Genomic DNA, 22,517 nt, shown 5'->3' with positions numbered 1-22,517 from the left:
TGACCGATCCCGCCACCGAGAACCAGCGTGCCGGTCCACCTGACCATGACGTCCGGTGACACGACCAGTTCGGTATGGCTGAAGGTGGGCGGCACCAGCCTGTCCGCCCCGATCTGGGCGATCATCGCCCCGGCCGGCCAGCTCCGGGCCGCAGCCGACAAGACCCACCTGGCTTCCGACGGCCCGAACAAAGACACGGCGCACATCGATGTCTACGCGCTCGTCAACAGCTCTCTGCAGGACATCACCTCCGGGACCAACGTCCGCGGGCGTCGACGCGGCCCTGGCCGCCTTGAAGTAACCGTCCAGTGGAAACACGCAGGTCCCAAAGGCCATCTGGACTTCGGACCCCTGAGCTGTCGCCGTGGCTCTCAGCCGAGGTCGGGCAGGGGGCGCCGGGTGACCTCGTGGGCGTCGTCCGGGGGGACGCCGAGCATGCGCAGGACCATCTCGGCCAGGTCCGAGGCGGCCTCGTCACCGTCGAGGTCGGGACGGGCAAGCCGCAGCGCCACGAGGGACATCAAGGTGCCGCCCACGGCGGACAGGGCCGTGGTCGCGTTGCCGCAGGCGAAGCGGCCCGAGGCGATACCGAGCTCCAGGTCGCGCAGGGCTCGCGGGGAGAGCCCGCGGTCGGAGTGGATGTGGGCCAGACCGCGGTCACGCAGGATCCGCAGGAGCGCCGGATGGGAGTCGGCCATCCGGGCCGTCAGCCGGAAGCCGGCCGCAACGAGCTCGGCCGGGTCGTCGATGCCTCTAACACGCTCGTCGATGACCTGCCCGAACTCCTCCAGCGCGTCCGTCACCGCGGCGTCGAACAGCTCCGTCTTGGACTCGAAGTGGTTGTAGAAGGAGCCGAAACCGACATCCGCGCGCTCGGCGATGGCCTGGATGCTGGCGCTGGTGTCCCCGGTCTCCGCGAGGATCTGCCGGGCCGCACGGACAAGCGCCTGACGGGTCTCGGCACGGCGCCGCTCGAAGCGGTTCTTGGGCGGGGCTGACGTCGGCATGCGAACAGTGTAACCAACGCGGCGATGACCCCGCCATAACTGATGAGATCCTCAATTATTTGGGCTTCCCCTATTGACGATGAGAAACGGCAGAGTTGATGATTTCCTCATTACAGCAGTGTTGCTTGGAGGACACCATGTCCCACATCCCCGTTAACAAGGGCGGTCCCCTGACGCCCCACCAAGACCTCCACAGTGAGCTGGGCGCACTGCGCGGAGAGCACCCCGGACGAGCCCGGAATCCCGTGATCAAGGTGGCGGACCTGGCCTGGCTGGAATTCGAGAAGCCGGACCTGGACCGGGCCGAGGTGTTCGCCCGTGACTTCGGGTTCGCGATCGCCGCTCGCACCGAGCACGAGCTGTGGCTGCGCGGCACGTTCGCGGGCTCACCCTGCATGGTCATCCGGCGTGGGCGCGCCTCCCGCTTTCTCGGGCCGACGTTTCGCGCGGCCGAGCGGGCCGATGTGGACCGGCTGGCCGCCGCCGTCGGACACACCGTCCGGGACATCGACGTACCGGGCGGCGGACGGAACGTCGTCCTGTTCGACCCCTCGGGCCTCCCGGTCCGGGTCGTGCACTGCGCCGAACCGCTGCCCGCGTTGCCCGAGCAGCCGCCGCTGACCCTCAACACCGGCACCCGACCCCGCCGTACGAACGCCACCCAGCGTCCGTCCCGCGAGCCGTCCCGTATCCAGAGGCTGGGCCATGTGGTGCTGGAAACACGGACGTTCGCCCGCACGCTGGACTGGTACCTGGACACCCTCGGGATGATCGTGTCCGACTTCCTGTTCCTGGACGGGCAGCGCCGGCACGGGCCGACCATGGCGTTCATCCGCTGCGACCAGGGCAGCACGCCCGTGGACCACCACACCCTCGCCCTGCACCTGGGGCCCGGTAGCGGCTACGTCCACTCCGCCTACCAGGTCACCGACCTCGACTCGATCGCCGCCGGCGGGGAGTACCTGGCCGAGCGCGGCTACAAGCGCAGCTGGGGGATCGGCAGGCACATCCAGGGCAGCCAGCTCTTCGACTACTGGCGCGACCCCGATCGCTTCATGCTGGAGCACTTCGCCGACGGCGACCTGTTCTCCTGCGACCTCGAACCCGGATGGGCGCCGATGTCGGCGAGCGGCCTGGCCCAGTGGGGCCCGCCCGTCACCCGCGACTTCCTGGGCACGAACCCGTCCCCCGCCAAACTCCGCGAGGTCATGACGGCCCTGCGCGACGACAACGAACTCGACCCCGCACGCCTGCTGGGCCTGATGAAAGCGATGAACTCATGAGCACCCACGTTCTGCGCACCTCCGAGGGCTGGTGGGTCGTCCGTGACGAGCGCGCCATCCGCATCGAGACCAAGGCGGTCACCACCGCAGAGCTGCTCGCCGACCGAGACGCGGTCCGCGAGGCATCCGCCTCCGCAGACAGCGGCACGCCCGTCGCCGACCTGGTGGCGCTGCCCCCGGTCACCACCCCCTGCCGGGTGGTCGCCCAGATGGTCAACTACCGCAGCCACGCGAAGGACTCGGGCTTCACCGGTGACGTTCCGCCCACCTTCTTCCGCAAGGCGTCCGGCTCGGTCAGCGGACCGCACGAGACGATCGTCCGCCCGGCGCACGTGAAGTTCCTCGACTACGAGGTGGAACTCGGCCTCGTCATGGGCGCTCCCCTGCCGGTGGGTACCGTCGTCGAGGAGGCGGACCTGCCCCACTATGTAGCCGGGCTCGTGCTGACCAACGACGTCAGCGCCCGCGACGTCCAGCTGACCAAGACCCAGTTCTACGAGAGCAAGTCCTATCCGACCTTCACGCCGACGGGGCCGTACCTGGCCCTGCTGGAGCCCGAGGACTTCGCCCGTCTGATCGATCTGCGGCTGCGGCTGTCGGTCAACGGCGTCCCGCGCCAGGACCGCACGCTCGCCGACATGATCGTACGGCCCGCGCAGGCCCTCACCCTGCTCGCCCGCTTCCAGACGCTCGACCCGGGCGACCTGCTGCTGACCGGCACTCCCGGCGGCACAGCCCTGAAGGCCCCGCCCAAGCCGGCCGAGAAGATCGCCGCTCTGCTGCCCCCCGCACTGAAGTGGAAGGCGTTCTTCAAGGGCCAGGCCAGGAACCCCCGCTACCTGCGCAACGGTGACCTCGTCACCGCCACGATCGCCACCGCCGACGGGCGCATCGACCTGGGCGAGCAGCGGACCGCTGTGGCGGACGCGAAGTGAGCGCGGCATCCCGGAGACCGGTGGTGATCATCGGTGCGGGGCCCGTGGGGGTCACGGCCGCACTTCTGCTCGCCCGGCACGGAGTGCCCAGCCTGCTCCTGGAACGCCACCGGGGCATCTACCCCTTGCCGCGCGCCGTCGTCGTGGACGACGAGGTCCGCCGGATTCTGCAGACCGTCGGCATTCATGAGGAGTTCGCCGCCATCTCCCGTCCCGCACGCGGGCTGCGGCTGCTGAACGCCCGGCACCGCGTGATCGCCGAATTCGCACGCTCCCGGCACGGGCACCACGGCTTCCCGCAGACCAGCATGTTCGACCAGCCCGAGCTGGAACGCCTGCTGCGCGACGCCCTGGCGCGCCGCCCCGAGTGTGAGCTGTGGGGCGGGGTGGAGGTCGTGTCCGTCACCCAAGGCACCGATGCGTCACACGGTCCGACGGGTACGGTCCGGGTCACCTTCCGCCGCGAGGGCAGCGACGAGGAGGAGCACGTATGGGCCGATGCCGTCCTCGGCTGCGACGGCGCGGGCAGCCTCACCCGCGACGCCATCGGCGCCGCATGGGAGGACCTGCACTTCGAGGAGAGCTGGCGAGTCATCGACGTGCGCACCAGCCGACCGGTGCGCACCTGGGAAGGCGTCGACCAGATCTGCTGCCCCACCCAGCCCGCCACCTTCATGCGCCTCGGCGAGGACCGCTACCGCTGGGAGTTCCGGCTGGCCGACGACCAGGCCCTGGACGGCCCGGGAGGGCTGGAGCAGCTGCGCGAACTGGTCGCCCCCTGGGTGGATCTGCCCTCCGATGCCTCGTGCAGCGACGACTTCGAGGTGGTCCGGCAGGCGCAGTACATCTTCCGGGCCCGCCTCGCCGACCGCTGGCGCCGCGGGCGCGTCTTTCTGCTGGGCGACGCCGCCCACCTCACCCCGCCCTTCATCGGGCAAGGTCTGTGCGCGGGCCTGCGCGACGCCTACAACCTCACCTGGAAACTCGCCCGTGTTATCCAACAGGGCGCGGACGACAGAATGCTGGACACCTACGAGCGCGAACGCAAGCCGCACGCCCGCCATCTGATCCGCGTCGCGGTCGCCGTCGGCTGGGCCATGACCGGCGGACAGGACCGCGCCGCGGCGCTCCGCCGGGCCGTCGTCGGCACGGCCTGCCGCATCCCCGGCGTGACCGCCGCGGTGAGCCGCGACCTCAGCCCCGCCCTGACCGCCGGTCCGCTCGTACGGCGCCGCCCCTGGCTTCTCGGACGCGGGCTGGCCGGCACCTTCTGCCCACAGCCCTGGGTGATCGCCGACGGCAGTCGAGTGCGCCTGGACGACGTACTCGGAGACTCCTTCGCCGTCCTGACCGCTGTTCCGCCCTCCCCGCAGATGACGGCCGTGGCCGCGGCACTGGGCGCACCCACGATCCACGTCGACGATCTGGGCGACGACGGCACGCTGGCCACCTGGCTGGTACGCGGCCGGGCCGATGCCGTCCTGCTGCGGCCCGACCGCGTCGTGCTGGACACCGTCCCGGCCGGCACCGGCAGCTTCCCGAACACCACCGCCTGGGCCTCCCTGCTGCACACGGCCCGCCGCACCACCCATGCCCGGCCCGTCCCCCTGCCGAGGAGCACCGCACCATGACCACCCCGCGCCCCACGCCGTATCCGGAACCGTTCCTGCGGCCCGGCCCGAACACGGCCGCCGGCAGCCGCATCGCGGACTTCGCCCGCTGGGCCCTTCGGCACCGGGGCGCCGAAGACGCCCACGATCCCACCGACTACCAGGCCCTGTACCACTGGTCGGTCACGGACCTTGAAGGGTTCTGGGCAGCGGTGTGGGAGTACTTCGACGTCGCCGCGACCACGCCCTACGAGCGGGTTCTGGCCGAGGAGACCATGCCCGGCGCCCGCTGGTTCCCCGGCGCCACCCTCAACTACGCCCACCATGCCCTGCGCAACCTGCACCCGGACGCACCCGCGATCACCGCGCTGGACGAGACCGGAGCCGGCTACGAGATCACCGGTCGGCAGCTGCGCGCCCAGGTCGCCTCTGTCGCAGCCACCCTGCGCGACCTGGGAGTGCACATGGGCGACCGGGTGGTCGGCTACCTGCCCAACACTCCCCACGCCGTCATCGCATTCCTCGCCACCGCCAGCCTGGGCGCGGTGTGGTCGGTGTGCGGCCAGGACTACGCGCCCAAGGCCGCCGCCGACCGCTTCGCCCAGCTCCAACCGACGGTGCTCATCACCGCGGACGGCTACCTCTTCAACGGCACGTCCCACGACCGCCGTGCCGCCTCGCTCGAACTGGCCGACGCCCTGCCCACACTCAAGGCCACGGTGCTCGTGGATCACCTGGGCCTTGCCTGGCCCGAGACCCGTCACACGGGCCTGACGGTTCCCTGGGACGAGGCGGCCACCCGCACCGAGTACCTCACCATCGCCCCGGTGCCGTTCGACCACCCCCTGTGGGTCGTCTTCTCCTCCGGCACCACCGGACTGCCAAAGGGCATCGTCCACGGGCACGGCGGCGTCCTGTTGGAGCACCTCAAGATCCTCGGCCTGCACTGCGACCTGGGTGTCGGGGACCGCCTGCTGTGGTACACCACCACCCACTGGATGATGTGGAACCTGGTCGTCTCCACCTTGCTCACCGGTGCCACCACCTGCACCTACGACGGCAGCCCCGCCCCGCAGACGCGCCCGGACGTCCTGTGGGAGCTGGCGGCCCGCCACAAGGTCACAGTCTTCGGCACCAGCCCCCAGTACCTGCTGGCCATGGCCAAGCTGGGTATCGAACCCTCCCTGCACGACCTGTCGGCCATCCGCGCCATCGGCTGCACCGGCTCCGCCCTGCCCGCCTCCGCCTACCCCTGGGTCCGCGACCACGTGGGCGCCGGTGTCCAGCTGGCCTCCACCAGCGGAGGCACGGACGTCGTCTCCGGCTTCGCCGGCAGCTCCCCCACGACCCCCGTCTGGGCGGGCGAGCTGTCCGCCCCCAACCTGGGCGTGGCGCTGGCGGCGTACGACGGCGCGGGACGGGCGGTCGTCGATCAGGTCGGCGAACTGGTCGTCACCCGCCCTATGCCGTCCATGCCGCTGTACTTCTGGAATGACCCCGACGGCAGCCGCTACCGCGACGCCTACTTCGGCGCCTACCCGGGCGCGTGGCGGCACGGCGACTGGATCACCCTCACCTCGCACGGCTCGGTGATCGTCCACGGCCGCTCCGACGCCACCCTCAACCGCAACGGCGTGCGCCTGGGCAGTGCCGACATCCACGACATCGTCGAACGCCTCCCCGAGATCACCGAGGCCCTCGTCATCGGCGCGGAGGAACCCGACGGCGGCTACTGGATGCCCCTGTTCGTCGTTCCCGCGCCCGGCGTCAACCTGGACGACGCCCTGCGCGACCGCATCCGCGACGCCATCCGCGCCGGCGCCTCACCCCGCCATGTCCCCGACGAGATCCTCGCGGTGCCGGCCATCCCACACACCAAGACCGGCAAGAAACTCGAGGTCCCGGTCAAGCGCCTCCTCCAGGGCGCCCGCGCCGAGCAGGTCCTCAATCCCTCGGCGGTCGACAACCCGGACCTCGTCGCCTACTTCGCCGGCCTAGGAGCCGAACGCCGCCAGGCCCGTCACTCGCACACCATCAAGGACGCCTCGTGAGCCTCTCCTCCGCACTGGCCTTTCTCATCGTATTGATCTTCGCCATGCTGGGCGTCGCCAAGATCCTGGCCCTGGGTCCGATGCCCGGGCTGGCCGCCCACGCCGGCTTCACCACGACGGCCTACCGGGTGATCGGTGCGCTGGAGCTGGCCGGCGCCATAGGCGTGGCCCTCGGCCCGGTCGTACCGCTGTACGGAGGCCTGGCCGGCATCGGGCTCCTGCTGCTGCTCGCCGGTGCTGTGACCGTGCACGCGCGCAAGGGGGACGGGCTGCCCAAGCTCGTCCCCGCGGTGGTGTGCGCCGCCCTGGTCGCTTGGTACCTCGTGCTCCTCGCCGACATGTGATCCGCCCGAGTGTTGTCGGCGGCCACTGCCGCGCCTGCCCCGTCCTGCCCGCCGACTGCTGCGTGCAGGCGGGCAGTCCCTTCGCGTCCAGGCACATCGCCGTCACCGAGCGCTGTTCGCGAGCCCATGCTGGGACTGGCACACTGAATCTGTGGTTCCGCTGATGGCCGCGGCCGCTCAGAATGCGTCCTCATCACTCACAGGCGCCAGTGTGGTGTCGGCCTGCGCACTGCTCTTCACTGTCGCGTCATTCTGGTGGCTCAACGCCAGGCAGGGGCGTCTGAAGGCGTGGGAGCCCCATTCCTTTGCAGCGATTGTCCACTCTTCCATGGCCCGCCTACGGCTTCCGCTCGTCCTTCACAACACCGGCCCCAAACCGATAGTCGTGCAGGACCTCATACTGACCTTCCCTGACGAGCCCGCCTCTCATCTGCCACTGCTTTGGGTGTCCTCACCGTCCCGTCTCCAGCCGGGGCCGGACGAGGAAGCCACGCTACCGGCCGGATTCGTTGTGGCCGGTAGAGAAGCGCAACAACTCTTCCTCGAGTTCGAGGCACCGTTTTCCGGATTCCTCCCGGAGACCCGTGATTACAAGGTCCAGATACACGCGAGAGTGGGCCACCGCAAGGGGTGGCGCCCCCTGCTGACGTTCACCTTGAGGGCCGCCAACATCGTTGATCCCGATCGCTACACCGTCTACAACAACGCGCCGGTCGAACTGACGAAGGAGGACCGGAAAAGGGCAGACGCTGCGCTCCTGGAGCTGTTGCACGAGCAAGGGGATGCTTCCGCTCAGGGCGAGAGGAGACGGCGGGACCCTTCGAGCGATGAGGGCGACACCGGCACGAGTCGCTAGAGGCCATCCCTTGACGTGCTCCCCGCCCAAAGGGGGGAGGTCACGTTCGGTTCCGGCGCTGGTCGCCGCTGTGTTGGCGGAGTTGGTCGGTGTGGCGGACGAGGTCATTGACGCGTGCGGCGAGGTCGGGGTGGTCGGACGCCAGATAGGCGTGCGTGTGTGTCAGGGGGCCGACGAGGGCGGCAGCGTCGTTGTCGGCGAGGGCGGCTGTGAGCTCGGCGAGTGGGCTGCGGGCGGCGGCGGGGAGGTCGGTGAGCGCGGTGATCTGGCCGGCGATCTGGCGCAGGTTGACGGCGTTGGCGCGAGCCCAGGCGGTGACGGTGCGGTCGGCGGCGCGGCGGTCGCGGGTTGCCTGTACCCGCTGCTCGCCCGTGGACCCCGGGTTTCCGGGGCGTATGCGCAAGTAGCGCCGTTCGGCGGCCTGGCGGCTGGAGACGCCGAGGGGGTGGGCGAGGTCGGCCCAGCTGGCGCCCGCCTCCCGGGCTGTTTCGATCAGGCCTGGTTCCCATTCGGCGAGCTGATCGCGCGCTTCGCGGAGCAGCAGCAGCGCGGCGAGTGCCTGCTCGGAGCCGGCCTGGCCGGGCTCGGGGTGCTTCCCGTCGCGTGTTGTCCGGGCGGTGTGCAGGGCCTCGTGGATCGTGTTGAGCGCCGTGGCGGCGGCGAGGAAGGAGGCGGGGGTGAGAGGGCGGGCGTGGGGGGTGGGTTGATCGTCAATGGTCATGGAGCCTCCAACTACGGTGTCATCATCTCGACGACCTCCTGCTTGTCATCGCTTGGATGACATGTTACAACGTTGGCAGGTGAACGCATTGGCACCACAGTGCCTGACCTGAACGCTGGAGGTGTTTTACGATGTTGATGCGCACCGACCCGTTCCGTGAACTTGACCGGCTCACTCAGCAGCTCCTGAATACGACCGGCACCTGGTCGCGGCCGTCGGCGATGCCGATGGACGCCTACCGTGAGGGCGAGGAGTACGTGATCGCCTTCGACCTGCCCGGTGTCTCCACGGACGCGATCGACATCGACGTCGAGCGGAACATGCTGACCGTCAAGGCCGAGCGGCGGCCCGTCACCAAGGCGGATGACGTGCAGATGGAGCTCTCCGAGCGGCCCCTGGGCGTCTTCTCCCGCCAGGTCGTGCTGGCCGACACCCTGGACACCGAGCACATCAAGGCCAACTACGACGCGGGCGTGCTGACCCTGCGGATCCCGATCACCGAGCGCGCCAAGCCCCGCAAGATCGCCATCGGCGGCGGCTCCGCGCACAAGGAGATCAGCGGCTGAGCCCCCTCCCCTCCCCATCCGCGCCGGAGGACGGGGACGGCCACCCCTCCGGCCGCCACCGTCCTCCGCTCACCACCGCACACGCACGGGAGCAGCGATGACCATGCGATGGGAGGCGTTCCTGGACCAGGTCAAGGAACGCGGCGAGTACGAGACCACCGAGGAAGCCGAGCGGGCGTCCCGCACCGTGCTGGCACTGCTGGGCGCGCACCTGGTGGGCGAGGTACGGGCGGAACTGGCCGCCCGGCTACCGGAGGATCTGGCACTCATCCTGCTCAATCCGCTCCAGGTGCACGAGCCGCTCTCCCCCGAACGGTTCGTGAGGGCCACCTCGGCATGGATCGAGGGAGCAACCGAACAGACCGCAGCCTGGGACGTGGGCGCTGTGCTCAGCGTGGCCGCGGACGCCGCGGGCGAAGAGCTCACCCGCCGCATCCTGCTCCAGCTCCCCGCGGGCTACGACCTGCTGTTCGGCCACCCCCAGCGCGTCTAGCCCACAGGCAGCGACAACCCTTCCCCTCACCCCGAACAACACCGGTGGCCGACGGACGAGCCCCCGGCCACCGCCTCGCGACCACCTCACACGAGAAAGGCAACCGCGTCACCGATGATTCCCCAGCAAAAGCCGTACCGGTCCACCGCGGGCATGACGTTCGAGCAGATGCTGGAAAGAGTGCGGTACGAAGGCGCATACCCCACCCGCGCACAGGCCGAACAGGCCGTGCGCGCCGTGCTGGGTGCCTTCGGGCGTCAGCTCACGGGCGATGAGCGCGTGGAGCTCGCCGCCAGGCTGCCCCACGAGGCCGCCGTCACCTTCACCTCCCAGATCCCCGCCACCGTCCCCCTCACCGGCTGGAGCTTCGTCAACGACCTGGCGTCCCGCACCGGCGGCACGGCGGCCACCGCCCGCTGGGACACCGGTACCGTCCTGCGCATCGTGGCCCAGCTCGCCGGCGAGGAGCTCCTCAGCCGTGTCCTCGCCCGACTCCCCTCCGGCTACGCCCTGCTGTTCGGCCGCGCCGAGCTCACCCAGGCGGCCTGACGCGAAGAAGGGCGGTGCACGGCGGTGGAACGGGGCTGGCACACCGCGGCTGAGAACTCTTCCTGAACCGGATCGGTTGTTGGACGTACGGGCGGCATCGGCGCGGCAAGAGAACACCCACGCCGCGCCGGTGCACGCACCCGGGTCGGCGTCCGCTTCAATTGGCGCTTCCACGTGGCGTGGTCGGCGTGGAGCCCGTGCATCCTGATCCGGCCTTTGCTGGTCCTGTTGCGGATCTTCGGACGGCTGCCGCGAGGTGTCGGACGGACCTTTGCCCGGCTTCTCAACGCCGGGACTCGCTCGTTCGATGCCGTCAATTACCTGGGCCCGCTCGGCGGCGCGAAGGTCTTCGGGCGCCGCGGGATGGGATCAGCTTTCGACCGTGTGATCGCCGGTCTGCACCACCGCCTTGAAGCCGAGCGGGAAGCCGATCTCGCCCTCGCCATGCACTACCCCACCGGCTGGGACCCCTTCTTCCGCGACGTCATGACCATCGCGTACTTCTACCGGTATCCGACCCAGCACTTCGACTTCCACCGCCGACAACTCACACTCCCTGGGACCGCTGCCCCGGCGGCTGACGAGAACCCGCCGACTTGACCATTCGGTGGTCACCGTCGGGCGGTGAGTGCGTAGCCAGCCAGGGTCAACAACATCCACGCCGCGAGGTAGGTGAAGGCAACTGTCGGGGAGAAGGCGGTCCACAGGATGCCCGCGACGGCGGAGGTGGCAAGGTTGCCCAGGGACTACACGGGTCGACGAGAACCCGGCCATCGCCGCCCGGTACGGCGTGATGTCCATCCTCACGCACCACCTCCACCAGGGCGGCAAGATCGTGCAGACCGTCGTGGGCGCCAAGCCGAAGGCCGCCCTGGAGCGCGAACTCGCCGACCTTCTCGCCTGACACGCCACGCGGTAGGGGCGCCCGCAGCGCCCTCAGCGAGCCCCCCTTTTCTGACGTAGGTATCCCGGTGGCCAACGAGCGCATCGTCGCCATCGGCGGCAGCGATGCCGGCATCAGCGCGGCCCTGCGTGCCCGCGAGCTGGATCCCGACAGCGAGGTCACCGTGGTCGTGGCCGACGCCTACCCGAACTTCTCCATCTGCGGCATCCCGTACTACGTCTCCGGCGAGGTCGGACACTGGAGCGACCTGGCCCACCGCCGTCTGGCGGACCTGAAGGCCACCGGCATGCAAGTGCGCACCGAAACCCTCGCCACCGCCATCGACGTGCCCGGCAAGCGGCTGACCGTGCGCGACGCCGACAGCCGCACCGAGGAACTGTCCTACGACGCACTGATTGTGGGCACCGGCGCGGTCAGCGTCCGCCCGCCCATCGAGGGACTGAGCGGACCGGAGGCTCTGCCCGAGGTCCTGCCGACCGTGGACCCCGAGCTCGGCGCCCTCGTCCACGACGAACTCGCCTCTCAAAGCGCCGAGCTCATCACCGTCGCCCAGGTCTGAGCAGTCACGCGCGACACGTCCGGCGACGCCCTTCAGGTACGGGCCACCGGATCAGACGGCCTAGCCATCACCCGGGGCGCCGACCTCGCTTTGGTCGTCGTCGGCGTACGCCCCGACGCCGCCCTCGCCGCCACGGCCGGAGCCCGCCCTGGCATCAAGGGCGCCATCGGGGTCGGCGAGTACATGCGCACCTCGCTGCCCGACGTCTACAGGGCCGGAGGCTGCGCCATCACACACCACCACCTGCTCGGCAACACCTGACTCCCGCTGGGCACCCCAAAAGCAAGGCCGGATCGAAAGCAGGCCGGATCGCGGGCGAGAACGCGCTCGGCGGCATCCGCTGGTTCGCGGGCTGCCTCGGCACCCAGGTGGTTCGACCTCGTCGCCGCCCGCACCGACCTGCGCAACCACGAAGCCGCACGCGCCGGCCGGGACCGGACACCGGCGACCACCGCAAGCCCCGATGACCATAAGGCGTACTGCCCCGGAGCCACCTCGATCTCGATCCGGGTCACCGCAGACACCTCAAGCGGCCTCCTGCTGGGCGCCCAGAGGGCCCTCGAGGGTTGCGCGGCGTTCGGATGACGGCCGACTGCGCGGCTTTGGACCGGCCGGACCGATGGCCTACGACCGAAGATCCAGATCAGATGCACTTCGTCATAAGGATAAAATTGTGATGTAAACGCCTGGGTTCGGCAGATTTCTCATCCCAGGCGTACCGCGGCCATCCCGTGTCGGGCACCCGCACCGATCAGAAGAGGCGCAATGGATCTATGGCTGATCTGGTTGATCATCGCAGCTGTGTTGGCTGTGGCGGAGATCTTCACCCTGACTGCTGCGCTCGGAATGCTGAGCGCGGCCGCGTTCGTCACGGCAGGGTCCGCCGCGGTCGGGCTGCCCCTCCCCTTCCAGTTCTTGGTGTTCACCGTCGTCGCTACCCTCACCGTGCTGTTCGTGCGGCCCATTGCGCTGCGCCGCGTGCTCCAGCCCCAAGCGGCCCGATTCGGCGTAGACGCACTGATCGGCAGGGCTGCCTATGTCGTCTCGGAGGTGACGGGCCTGGGCGGCAGAGTCCGTATCGACGGCGAGGAATGGACGGCCCGCTCCTACGACGAGACGCTGGTGATACCTGCTGGAACGACCGTTGACGTCATAGAGATCAGCGGCGCCACCGCGATCGTCTACCCCCGGGACTGAGACCATGGAAACCTCGGCGTTCCTCATTGCAGGCCTGGTCGTCGCGCTGTTCGCGGTTTTCACCGTGGTGCGGGCGGTCCGTATCGTGCCCCAGGCGCGCGCTCGTAATGTCGAGCGACTCGGCCGCTACCACCGGACCCTGAATCCTGGCCTCAACCTCGTCATCCCGTACATCGACCGCGTTTATCCGGTGATCGACCTGCGGGAACAGGTCGTCTCCTTCAAACCCCAGCCGGTCATCACCGAGGACAATCTGGTCGTCGAGATCGACACCGTCCTGTATTTCCAGGTCACCGATCCGCGAGCGGCTTTCTATGAGATCGCGAATTTCCTTCAGGCGGTTGAGCAGCTCACCGTCACCACCTTGCGCAACGTCGTGGGGTCCATGGACCTGGAAAAGACTCTCACCTCACGGGACACCATCAACAGCCAACTGCGTGGGGTGCTGGACGAGGCCACCGGCAGGTGGGGGCTGAGGGTCAACCGGGTGGAGATCAAGGCCATCGACCCTCCTCAGACCATCAAGGACGCGATGCAGAAGCAGATGCGAGCCGAGCGGGACAAGCGGGCCGCGATTCTCGGGGCCGAGGGGCAACGCCAATCACAGATTCTCACCGCCGAAGGTGACAAGCAGGGCGCAGTCCTGCGCGCGGAGGGTAACCGGACCGCTGCGATCCTCCAGGCCGAGGGCCAGTCCCGGGCCATCGACGAGGTGTTCCAGGCCGTGCATCGCAACGACCCCGACCCCAAGCTGCTCGCCTGGCAGTACCTCCAGATGCTGCCCCAACTCGCGCAAGGCCCGGGCAGCACCTTCTGGGTGATCCCCAGCGAGGTCACCTCCGCACTCCAGGGAGTATCCCGCGCCTTCAGCGAGGTGCTGCCCCCGTCACAGGCCACCCTCGAGAAACCCACAGGCGACATGGCCGCCCAGGCCGCCCAGGCCGCCAACGACACGGCTCAGGCCGCAGAAGCCGCGGCCGCCGCCCTCGCCGACGCAGCTGCGGCCGAGAAGTCACCTTCGACGCCCTCCCGTCCCGCCCCCTTCGCTGACGGCGGGTGACCGTCGTTCAAAGAGGTCAGGGTACCGACCAACGCGGCGTCACTCCGCCGTCGCGTCGTGGCGGGAAAGCAGATGGGCTGTAGCCGCGGGACGTGTACCGCCGAAGCGGGTGATCACAGGTCCGGCCACGGCGAGCAGGAGACCGCGGCCCCCGCACGTCGCCGACGCGCAGCGCCTGCCCAGGCCCCGGGGAGGGGATCACCTCGTCTCCCCGGACGATCCCCACGATCGACGCGCCGGTCCGCGTCCGGGCCCTGGTCTCCCCCAGTGGATGGCCGGCGAAGCTGTACCTACGCGCACCTCGACCTGCCCGGCGCTGACTCCGGGCACCTCCTTGGTGTGATCGGCGAACCGCTCGGCGATGCGCGGGGCACCAGAATCTCTGCAAGCGTGCCGGTCTCCTCGCCCGTGAGCCGGAGCACAACCCCGACGACCGGACCGGCGCAGGCTGGACTCGTCAAGGCACACTTCCGGCTCCAGGCCACCGGCAAGCGCGGCGTCACCCGGTCCGACGGCGGCAACACCGACCGCACCGACGGAAACGACCAAAGCCACACCCGGTACCCCTGGGTGGGTGAACCATACGAAGGGCTCACCGCCTCCCGCAGAACAACGCAGGGAAGTCTGAGCGGCTCTGGTCGAGCGCCTGCCCGCTTAGCTCTCTCCAGTTGCCGTTGGGGTGTGCTCAGCGCTTTCTGGAAGAGCGGGTGGAACGGCCCGCTCTCCCAGGAGGAGCGCACCATGGCGCAACCGGTAAGTCGGCCAACGATCAGCGCTGAGCAGTTCAGCCGAGTGTGTGACGAGATCAGGAGCACGGCGGCGCCCGAGAGGAGCGCTCAGTCCATCCGGGACTGCGCTCTGCGCATCGTGCAGATCCTGGGCCTGGCGCTGTCCACGGATGACCTGAGCAGGCTCCTCACCGCACTCATGGCCCCTGGGGCGGCCCCACCCCCAGGGAGCCCTCACTACACCCGAGAGGCCATCCTGGACATGCCTGACGAACAGCCAGGAGAGGATGAAGGCCCAGTCAGATAGACCGGGCCGTCACGCCCGATTACATCCTCGGCACCCATGCGACCGTCACCGACATCACCCAGACACGGGGAATCGTCGGTACCAGTCTCACCTCGGTCGACCTCACAGGCCTCACCCGGATCGAACTCGTCTTCGCGGTACTGCCGGCGGCCGGTGCGGGCGGGCTCGTCCTCGCGCTCGGCCTCGCGGAGCGCCGTCGCACCTTCGCCATCGCCACAGTGCTCGGCGCCCGCCCACGACAACTACGAGGCATGGTCCTCACCGAGGCGCTCCTGCTGGCCGTCACCGGACTGGCCGGTGACGCGCTCATCGGCTCGGCTCTGTCGGAGATACTGGTCAAGGTACTGACACGTGCGTTCGACCCACCGCCCGCATCACTCGCCGCACCCGGCAGCTATCTGGCACTGACCGCTCTCGCTGCCGCAGCGGCCGTTGTGGGCGCAGTCCTGAACGGAGTGCGCGGGGCCGCCCGACCCGGCGTTGAGGAACTCCGGGACCTTTGACTTCCTCCCCCTCGTGAGCGAGGGGGATTCCTACGGCTCGCGCCGTGGGGTTTCCTGCTTCGTCGCCGACTGCCCGCCCGGAGTGCTCCGTTGAGGTCTTATAGACCACCTCACCGACGAACCGGCCAGGGAGCCAGACCCACCGCTGCCTATCCACGGCTGGGGCAGGCTGGGTGTTCCGAGTCGGCCCATACTCGGAGCCATGAACGCAAGAACGCAGCTCGGCAACTTCCTGCAGGCGCGGCGCTCCCAGCTGCGCCCGGAGGATGTCGGGGTGCCCACCTACGGGGAACGCCGGCGTGTGCCGGGTCTTCGGCGTGAGGAACTGGCGCTGCTGGCGGGGGTGAGCGCCTCGTATTACACCCGGCTGGAGCAAGGGCAGTCGCTGAGCGCGTCCGCGGAGGTGCTGGACGCGATCGCCGGAGCTCTGCGGCTGGACGAGTCCGAGCGGCGGTACCTGCACGACCTGGCCCGAGTGGACAGGCGGCCCACCCGGGGCCGGCGGCCCGCGCTGGAACGGGTGACCGAGGCGATGCGCCAGTTGCTGGACATGCTGGGCGACGTTCCCGCGGTGGTGCTCGGCCGACGAAGCGACGTGCTGGCGTGGAACCGCCTGGGCCATGCGCTGTTCGCCGGACACCTGGACCCCGGCGCCCCTGACCTGCCGGCGCAACGCCCCAACATGGCCAAACTGGTGTTCATCGACTGCCACACCCGCGATCTGTACACGAACTGGCCGAGCAAAGCCAGGGCGGTGGTCGGGAATCTGCGCCTGGTGGCGGCCCAGCACCCGCACGACGCGGCGCTGCACGCACTGCTGGGTGAACTGTCCGCGAAGAGTACGGAGTTCGCCTCGCTGTGGGCCGACCACCGGGTCAAGGCCTGCGCCGTCGCCACCTACGAGATGCGCCACCCGCTGGTCGGGCCGCTGACCGTCATTCAGCAGACCCTGAACAACGGGCCGGGCCCCCACATCGTGGTCGCCACCACAGAAGCTGGCTCGCCCTCGCGGGCCGCGTTCGCCCTGCTCGCCCAGGCCACCACAGGGGCCACCTGGCAGGCCGGCTCCTTGGCCGCCCCGGCGCAGACGCGGCCGCGAGCCGGCCAGGACTGACCCCACACAGGGGCACCGGCGCGCGGCCGCAACGAGCCGGCACCCGTCCAACCCGGCACGGCCGACGACCGGCCCTGCCGCGGGCAGCCGCGGGGCGCCGCCCCGCGAGAAGAACCCACCTGTCCCCAACCCATGCGTCGGCGTGTCGCTGCCGCATGCCCGAAAACCCAGAAAACCCCGAAAGCCGAGAAAGAAATCATGTTCAAGAAGCTGTCCACGTCCGCCGTGACGGCGGGTGCCCTGGTCGTGGCGGCGACCGCGGCGCTCAGTCCCGCTCCGGCCTCGGCCGTCTCCGCTCCGCTGAGCAGCGCGCGGATCGCCGCGCACTTCGACCTGGCCAAGGGCCAGACGCCGGAGAACGTCGCCCTTGCCCCGGGCGGCCGCGTCTACGTCACCTTCGCCAAGACCCGCCAGATCGCCGAGGTCTCCCCCAGGGGTGCCATCCGTATCCTGGCCACCCTGCCCGAGCCCGCAGGCGGCGGTGTCCACACCCCGCACCTGGGCTTCCCGCTGACCGCCGGCATCGTCCGCGCCCACGACGGCACCCTGTACTTCCTCTACGCCACCGGCACACCGGACCTCACCGGCGTATGGCGGCTGCGCCCCGGCGGCACTCCGCAGCGGATCGCCGCGCTGCCCGCAAACGGCCTGCCCAACGGCCTGGCGCTGAACCCGTGCACCCACACCCTCTACATCGCCGACTCCGTGCTCGGCACCCTCTGGAGCGTGCCCACCACCGGCGGCACCCCCACCGCCTGGTCCACCGGCCCCGAGCTGGCCTCCACCGGCTTCCTCGGCGCCAACGGCCTGAAGATCCACAACGGGGCGGTCTGGGCCACCAACCTCGACAAGGGCACCGTCCTGCGCATCCCCATCCTCCCGGGCGAACGCGCCGGCCAGATCCAGACCAAGGCCACCGACATGCCGGGGATCGACGACATCGCCTTCACCGGCCACGACGACCAGCTACTGGCCGCCCTCGACGGGCCCAACGAAGTCGCGCTCGTCCAGCCCAACGGCAGCCACTCCACCGTGCTGACCTCGGCCGACGGCCTGCAGAACCCCACGTCCATCGCCCTACGCGGCGACACCGTCTACGTGCTGAACGCCGGCTGGCTCACTGCCAACGACCCCAACCTGATCCTCGCCCGCCTGGACGAGTAGGGCCGCAGACACCAGCACAGACCCCAGACGAAGCACACCAGCCCCTCCCAGGCCGGCGTATTCCCCCGGCCCCGGGACGGCCGGTCACACCACCCCGAGCCCCCGAAGAACGCGCACCCTACGGAGAAAAACCATGCAGGACACGCACGAGATCACCCTGGGCGATGTCACCATCACCCGAATCGAGGAGATGCACGGGCCGATCATGTCCGCGGACCAGTTCTTCCCGGATCTGCCCGAGCGGGCCTGGAAGGACCACCACGCCACACTCGTGCCCGACCACCTGGGCGCCGAAGACGCCTTGGTCCACGTCGCCATGCAGACCTGGCTGCTGCGCAGCGGAGGCCGGACCATCCTGATCGACACCGGCGTCGGCAACGACAAGACCCGCCCGGCCGTCGCAGCCTGGGACCATCTGCAGCTGGACTACCTCGGCAACCTCGCCCTGGCCGGCGTGCAGCCCGAGGACGTCGATCTGGTGGTCAACACCCACCTGCACGTCGACCACGTCGGCTGGAACACCCGGCTCGTCGACGGCGCCTGGGTGCCCACGTTCCCGAACGCCACCTACCTGATGCCCAAGGCCGACTTCGAGTTCTGGAACCCCGCCAACAACCGGGGCATCCCCGGCGGCGTCAACGAGAACGTGTTCGAGGACAGCGTCGCCCCCGTGCACGCCGCGGGCCAGGTCCAGCTGTGGGAGACCAGCCACCCCATCGACGCGCACCTGCGCCTGGAAGCAGCCCCCGGCCACACCCCCGGCTCCAGCGTCGTCAAGCTGCACTCCGGCAGCGACCGGGCGCTGTTCGCCGGCGACTTGATGCACACCCCGCTGCAGGTCGCCCACCCGGACCACAACAGCTGCTTCTGCGAGGACCCGGCGCAGTCCCGTACGACCCGCCGCAGGTTGCTCGGCTGGGCCGCCGAAAACAACGCCCTCGTCCTGCCTGCCCACTTCAGCGGACGCAGCGCCCTGCACGTCGAGGACAAGGGCAGCGGCTTCGCGATCAAGAAGTGGGCGTCGTTCCCCCGGTACTGACACCGATGTCTTCCACGCCGCCGCTGCGGACCTCGCCCGATCCACAGCGGCGGCCCCGCCAGGGGGATCCCGCAAGCGCTCCCCTCACCCTCCACGGGGGTGTGGGCGCGGTGGCCGGCAACACCGCGCGTGATCTCCGCGCACTTGGGCGGCGGCCGGAGGCCGGCGAAGTGGTGCGATGCAAGCGAGTTCGTCGTCAAGCGCCGGGCACGCTTCGGCCCGCCAGGGCTGAGGCCCGCAGAGAGGAATGACCGTGTACCACCATCGCGACCCGGTCGTGATCACCGAACAGGGAGCGGTTCGCGGCCTGCGCCAGGGCGAGTCCGCCGCCTTCCTCAACATCCCATACGCCGCCCCACCCCGTGGCGCAGGCCGATTCACGTCGGCGCAGCCGCACGAGCCGTGGGACGGCGTACGGGACGCCACCGAGCCGGGGCCCACCGCGCCGCAGTCCGAGCGCCGGCTCGGCAGCCTGGACATGTCCCCCTATTTCGGAACCGGTTGGAGCCGCGGGGAGGACTACCTGACCGTCAACGTCTTCACGCCCACGCCCGCTGGCGGCAGCCTGCCCGTGATGGTGTTCGTTCACGGCGGCGGATTCGTCGCCGGCTCGACCCGGTCCGCGCTGTACGACGGCTCCGCCTTCGCCCGCGACGGCGTCATCCTGGTCACCCTCAACTACCGGCTCGGCATCGCCGGGTTCCTCCAACTCCCCGGCGCACCCGCCAACCGCGGCCTGCTCGACGTCGTGGCAGCGCTGCACTGGGTCCAGGAGAACATCGCCGCCTTCGGCGGTGACCCGCACAACGTCACCCTCTTCGGCCAGTCGGCCGGGGCGACCATCGTCGGCGGCCTCCTCGCCTCCCCCCAATCCACGGGCCTCTTCCGCAATCATCCAAAGCGGCAGCGGCCTGGGCGCGTTCACGACCGAGCAGGCCGCTCGCGTCACCAAGGCGGCGGCCGAAGCCCTGGGCATCGAGCCCCGCGCCGACGCCTTCGCGGAGGTCTCCGACGAGCGTCTGGTCCAGGCCGCCTCCCGGCTCGCGGGCATCGACCTGCAGACCAAGACGCACAGCGACCCGCTGCTCGGACTCAGCCCCTTCAGCCTCGTCCTCGACGCGCAGCCCGCCCAATCCATCGCCGCTGGCCTCGGCAACGACGTAGACCTGCTCATCGGGAACACCGCAGAAGAGGGAAATCTCTACCTGGTCCCCGTGGGCAAGTACACCACCTCGACCGCCCGGGACGTTCTCGCCGTGGCGGCGCGCTCGCACCCCGATCCGGCACAGCTCGTCGAGACCTACAAGAAGGCACGCCCCACGGCGTCCTTCGGCGAGCTGCGGTCCGCCATCATGGGCGACGCCCTGTTCGGCGCCGGCAGCTGGGCCCTGGCCGAAGTACACGCCGCCCACCCCCAGTCCTCCACCTTCTGCTACGAGTTCGCATGGCGCTCCCACGCCCTGAACGGAAAGCTTGGCGCCACCCACACCATGGAACTGCCCTTCGTCTTCGACCTCCCCCACCTGCCCTGGCTGCACGGACCAGACGGCCTGCTCGGCCCCGACAAGCCCCCCGCGGACCTTGCCTCCCGCACACACCACACCTGGATCCGCTTCGCCACCACCGGCAACCCCGGCTGGAACCCCTACGACAACGAACACCGCGCCACAATGCGCATCAACACCGAATGGACCGAGCTCAAGCACCCCCGTAGCCAGGAACGACACGCCTGGACCCTCGTCGTCGAAAATGAACACGTCACCCGACACAAACAGGCACGACCAAGACAGGAAGAACCCGTCGTCTGCCGCAAGAACCACTGACCGCATCGCCGGCCGACACGACCGCACGGCCACAAGACATTCAGTAACGGGAAACGATCGCTCGTCAGACACAAGATCGCCGCGGCCGCGCTCTCACCTGGGCATCCATCACCCTGATGCCCCTGCCGCTGTGAGGGCCCTCCCGAATGCTGGGTATGAGGTGTGTCCCGGGCGGAATGAGAGACGGAGGACGGTTGTGGACTGGGCTCGGTTCGCGCAGCAGATGGCGTCGATGGCACGGGATCTTCTGGCACAGGAATCGGTCACTGCCACGTTGGAGCGGATCACCGCGTCGGCCACCGAACTGGTGGACGGCTGCGACGCGGCCGGCATCCTGGTGCTGCACGACACGACGGTGGAAACGCTCGCCCCCACCGAACAGCTGGTCACCGACAGCGACCAGCTGCAACAGCGGCTGGGCGAAGGGCCATGCTTCGACGCCGCCTACCGCGCGCAAGGACAGCGGGTCTTCCGCATCGCCGACCTCACCGCCGAGCAGCCGCGCTGGCCCGCCTACGCCCCGCAGGCCCGCGCCCTCGGCGTGGGCAGCATGATGGGCTTCTTGCTGTTCACCGAGGACGAGGACCTCGGCGCGCTGAACCTCTACTCCCGCAGGCCCGGCGCGTTCACCGAGATCGGCGAGCTGGCCGGCTGGCTGCTGGCCTCCCACGCGGCGGTCGCCTTCTCCAGCGCCCGCACCCACGCCCAGATGGAACAGGCCATCGCCACCCGCCACGTCATCGGCGAGGCCATGGGCATCCTCATGGGCCGCCACCACCTCACCGAACACGAGGCATTCGAGGTGCTGCGCCGCTCCTCACAGGAACACAACATCAAACTCCGTGAGATTGCCGGCCGCCTCTGCAAACACGGCCGCCTCCCCTGATCCCGTGGGGCGGCTCCCCCAGCACGTGTCTGAACCAGAGAAGCCTGGGCCGGGCCAGCCCCATGGGAACGCCACCAAACCCGGCATACACACCAAGTCCCCTCCCCCACCACTCCCACACCTCACATGGGCCCTCCCTCAACGCCCGTATGCCTCCCAGGAACTCACCTCGCTGAAGAACCGCTGGTCAGCGGTGTGACCACGCCCGCCGAGGCAGCGATCGGGCTGCTGGTGCTCGTCCCGTGCGCCCTCGCCCTGCGGGTCTTCGCCGCCGACGGCCGCTTCGACACGGTGTTCGCGGTCGTCCAAGCCGTCGAATTCCTCGGCGGCGCCGTCAACATCACGCTCCTGAGCCTCAACGTCCGCGACGGCAGACTCCTCACCGCAGCCGCCCTCCGGCGCGACCGGCACGCCGCATCCGACGCAGCGCAGCCGTAGTCCACGCAGCCTTACCGGATCCGGAAGGACCCGCTCTGGCCATCGCGGAAAGAGCGCACTCGTCACCGGTGCCAGTGGGACAGTGAGAACGTCGGAGCATCCATCGCCAGGGCCCTCGTGGCGGCGGGCGCGAGCGTCGTGATCAGCGCCCGTAAGTACGGGCCGCTGAAGGAGGGGCCGACCGGCTCGGCCCGACGGCCTCCTGGATCGTCGGAAAACCCCAGGCACCACCCACCACACCAACCAACGGGCCAGGTGTTCGGAGGCGTCGTCCCCGTCGCAGGGGAGCGACAGAGAAGACACCCCCAATGTTCAGCCCCCTGGGAGAACCGGAGCCGGCTCGCACGCTCCCCTACTGCGCCTTCTGGCACTGCGGCTCG

At 69.7% G+C, this 22,517-nt stretch carries 22 protein-coding genes and 3 pseudogenes; 22 read left to right on the top strand and 3 right to left on the bottom strand.

The window, feature by feature from the left end; translation table 11 throughout:
* Positions 1-371: 371 nt before the first annotated feature.
* Positions 372-1,007 (bottom strand): TetR/AcrR family transcriptional regulator, encoded by a 636-nt coding sequence (locus ACFY1J_RS41145; protein WP_390711873.1) that lies wholly within the window; start codon positions 1,005-1,007, stop codon positions 372-374.
* A gap of 137 nt (positions 1,008-1,144) precedes the next feature.
* Here ACFY1J_RS41145 and ACFY1J_RS41140 point away from each other — a divergent pair, with 137 nt between their 5' ends.
* The 6 genes from ACFY1J_RS41140 to ACFY1J_RS41115 all read left to right on the top strand — a co-directional run bounded on the left by ACFY1J_RS41140 (position 1,145) and on the right by ACFY1J_RS41115 (position 8,086).
* The gene (locus ACFY1J_RS41140; RefSeq protein WP_390711872.1) at positions 1,145-2,290 is read left to right on the top strand and encodes a VOC family protein; all 1,146 of its coding nucleotides are present in this window, start codon (positions 1,145-1,147) and stop codon (positions 2,288-2,290) included.
* Positions 2,287-3,225, top strand: a complete 939-nt coding sequence (locus ACFY1J_RS41135) for a fumarylacetoacetate hydrolase family protein (protein ID WP_390733012.1) — start codon at positions 2,287-2,289, stop codon at positions 3,223-3,225. Before ACFY1J_RS41140 ends, ACFY1J_RS41135 begins: the two co-directional genes overlap by 4 nt.
* Positions 3,222-4,856, top strand: coding sequence for a bifunctional 3-(3-hydroxy-phenyl)propionate/3-hydroxycinnamic acid hydroxylase (locus ACFY1J_RS41130; protein ID WP_390733011.1), 1,635 nt, complete (start codon positions 3,222-3,224; stop codon positions 4,854-4,856). The genes ACFY1J_RS41135 and ACFY1J_RS41130 overlap by 4 nt, the downstream gene beginning before the upstream one ends.
* Positions 4,853-6,886 (top strand): acetoacetate--CoA ligase, encoded by a 2,034-nt coding sequence (locus ACFY1J_RS41125; protein ID WP_390733010.1) that lies wholly within the window; start codon positions 4,853-4,855, stop codon positions 6,884-6,886. Before ACFY1J_RS41130 ends, ACFY1J_RS41125 begins: the two co-directional genes overlap by 4 nt.
* Positions 6,883-7,230: a DoxX family protein gene (locus ACFY1J_RS41120; protein ID WP_390711868.1), complete on the top strand. Its 348-nt coding sequence runs from the start codon at positions 6,883-6,885 to the stop codon at positions 7,228-7,230. Before ACFY1J_RS41125 ends, ACFY1J_RS41120 begins: the two co-directional genes overlap by 4 nt.
* A gap of 151 nt (positions 7,231-7,381) precedes the next feature.
* Entirely contained in the window at positions 7,382-8,086 is a 705-nt protein-coding gene (locus tag ACFY1J_RS41115; RefSeq protein ID WP_390733009.1) for a hypothetical protein, read from the top strand.
* A 40-nt stretch (positions 8,087-8,126) separates the two neighbouring features.
* On the opposite strand, the gene ACFY1J_RS41110 is transcribed toward ACFY1J_RS41115, so the two are convergent.
* Entirely contained in the window at positions 8,127-8,807 is a 681-nt protein-coding gene (locus tag ACFY1J_RS41110) for a type III effector protein (protein ID WP_390711866.1), read from the bottom strand.
* 131 nt (positions 8,808-8,938) lie between these two features.
* On the opposite strand from ACFY1J_RS41110, the gene ACFY1J_RS41105 reads away from it, so the two are divergent.
* From ACFY1J_RS41105 to ACFY1J_RS41065, 9 genes and pseudogenes are all read left to right on the top strand, one after another.
* The gene (locus ACFY1J_RS41105; RefSeq protein ID WP_390711865.1) at positions 8,939-9,373 is read left to right on the top strand and encodes an Hsp20/alpha crystallin family protein; all 435 of its coding nucleotides are present in this window, start codon (positions 8,939-8,941) and stop codon (positions 9,371-9,373) included.
* Between the two features lie 97 nt (positions 9,374-9,470).
* Positions 9,471-9,866 (top strand): DUF2267 domain-containing protein, encoded by a 396-nt coding sequence (locus ACFY1J_RS41100; RefSeq protein WP_390711864.1) that lies wholly within the window; start codon positions 9,471-9,473, stop codon positions 9,864-9,866.
* Between the two features lie 114 nt (positions 9,867-9,980).
* Positions 9,981-10,415: a DUF2267 domain-containing protein gene (locus tag ACFY1J_RS41095; RefSeq protein ID WP_390711863.1), complete on the top strand. Its 435-nt coding sequence runs from the start codon at positions 9,981-9,983 to the stop codon at positions 10,413-10,415.
* Between the two features lie 363 nt (positions 10,416-10,778).
* Positions 10,779-11,015 carry a hypothetical protein gene (locus ACFY1J_RS41090; protein WP_390711862.1) on the top strand — a complete coding sequence of 79 codons (237 nt, stop codon included), beginning with the start codon at positions 10,779-10,781 and terminating at the stop codon, positions 11,013-11,015.
* Positions 11,016-11,169: 154 nt separating this feature from the next.
* A pseudogene (locus ACFY1J_RS41085) lies at positions 11,170-11,319 on the top strand (thiol reductase thioredoxin); the annotation flags it as partial.
* A gap of 67 nt (positions 11,320-11,386) precedes the next feature.
* On the top strand, positions 11,387-11,878 hold the full coding sequence (locus tag ACFY1J_RS41080) for an FAD-dependent oxidoreductase (protein WP_390711861.1): 492 nt from the start codon (positions 11,387-11,389) through the stop codon (positions 11,876-11,878).
* Between the two features lie 48 nt (positions 11,879-11,926).
* Positions 11,927-12,139 (top strand): annotated as a pseudogene (locus tag ACFY1J_RS41075) (FAD-dependent oxidoreductase); the annotation flags it as partial.
* 504 nt (positions 12,140-12,643) lie between these two features.
* A complete protein-coding gene (locus ACFY1J_RS41070) occupies positions 12,644-13,075 on the top strand; it encodes an NfeD family protein (RefSeq protein ID WP_390711860.1) in 432 nt (143 codons plus the stop codon).
* A gap of 4 nt (positions 13,076-13,079) precedes the next feature.
* Complete coding sequence (locus tag ACFY1J_RS41065) at positions 13,080-14,135, top strand: SPFH domain-containing protein (RefSeq protein ID WP_390711859.1); 1,056 nt, start codon at positions 13,080-13,082, stop codon at positions 14,133-14,135.
* 16 nt (positions 14,136-14,151) lie between these two features.
* On the opposite strand, the gene ACFY1J_RS41060 is transcribed toward ACFY1J_RS41065, so the two are convergent.
* Entirely contained in the window at positions 14,152-14,361 is a 210-nt protein-coding gene (locus ACFY1J_RS41060; RefSeq protein ID WP_390711858.1) for a hypothetical protein, read from the bottom strand.
* An 805-nt stretch (positions 14,362-15,166) separates the two neighbouring features.
* Between ACFY1J_RS41060 and ACFY1J_RS41055 the strand changes: the two genes are divergently transcribed.
* The 7 genes and pseudogenes from ACFY1J_RS41055 (at position 15,167) to ACFY1J_RS41025 (ending at position 22,137) form a co-directional block, all read left to right on the top strand.
* Positions 15,167-15,673, top strand: a complete 507-nt coding sequence (locus ACFY1J_RS41055) for an FtsX-like permease family protein (protein ID WP_390711913.1) — start codon at positions 15,167-15,169, stop codon at positions 15,671-15,673.
* Positions 15,674-15,875: 202 nt separating this feature from the next.
* Positions 15,876-16,787, top strand: coding sequence for a helix-turn-helix domain-containing protein (locus ACFY1J_RS41050; RefSeq protein WP_390733008.1), 912 nt, complete (start codon positions 15,876-15,878; stop codon positions 16,785-16,787).
* 198 nt (positions 16,788-16,985) lie between these two features.
* A complete protein-coding gene (locus ACFY1J_RS41045) occupies positions 16,986-17,951 on the top strand; it encodes an SMP-30/gluconolactonase/LRE family protein (RefSeq protein WP_390733007.1) in 966 nt (321 codons plus the stop codon).
* A 133-nt stretch (positions 17,952-18,084) separates the two neighbouring features.
* The gene (locus ACFY1J_RS41040) at positions 18,085-18,990 is read left to right on the top strand and encodes an MBL fold metallo-hydrolase (protein WP_390711855.1); all 906 of its coding nucleotides are present in this window, start codon (positions 18,085-18,087) and stop codon (positions 18,988-18,990) included.
* A gap of 253 nt (positions 18,991-19,243) precedes the next feature.
* Positions 19,244-20,726 (top strand): annotated as a pseudogene (locus ACFY1J_RS41035) (carboxylesterase/lipase family protein); the annotation flags it as partial.
* Positions 20,727-21,009: 283 nt separating this feature from the next.
* Positions 21,010-21,699, top strand: coding sequence for a GAF and ANTAR domain-containing protein (locus ACFY1J_RS41030; RefSeq protein WP_390711853.1), 690 nt, complete (start codon positions 21,010-21,012; stop codon positions 21,697-21,699).
* Between the two features lie 195 nt (positions 21,700-21,894).
* A complete protein-coding gene (locus ACFY1J_RS41025) occupies positions 21,895-22,137 on the top strand; it encodes a hypothetical protein (protein ID WP_390711852.1) in 243 nt (80 codons plus the stop codon).
* The last annotated feature ends 380 nt before the right edge of the window (positions 22,138-22,517 follow it).

The organism is Streptomyces sp. NPDC001406, assembly GCF_042895285.1.
Taxonomy (GTDB): Bacteria; Actinomycetota; Actinomycetes; order Streptomycetales; family Streptomycetaceae; genus Streptomyces.
Note: the sequence above shows the minus strand (reverse complement) of the source record. Positions and strands in the feature narration are given on the sequence as shown.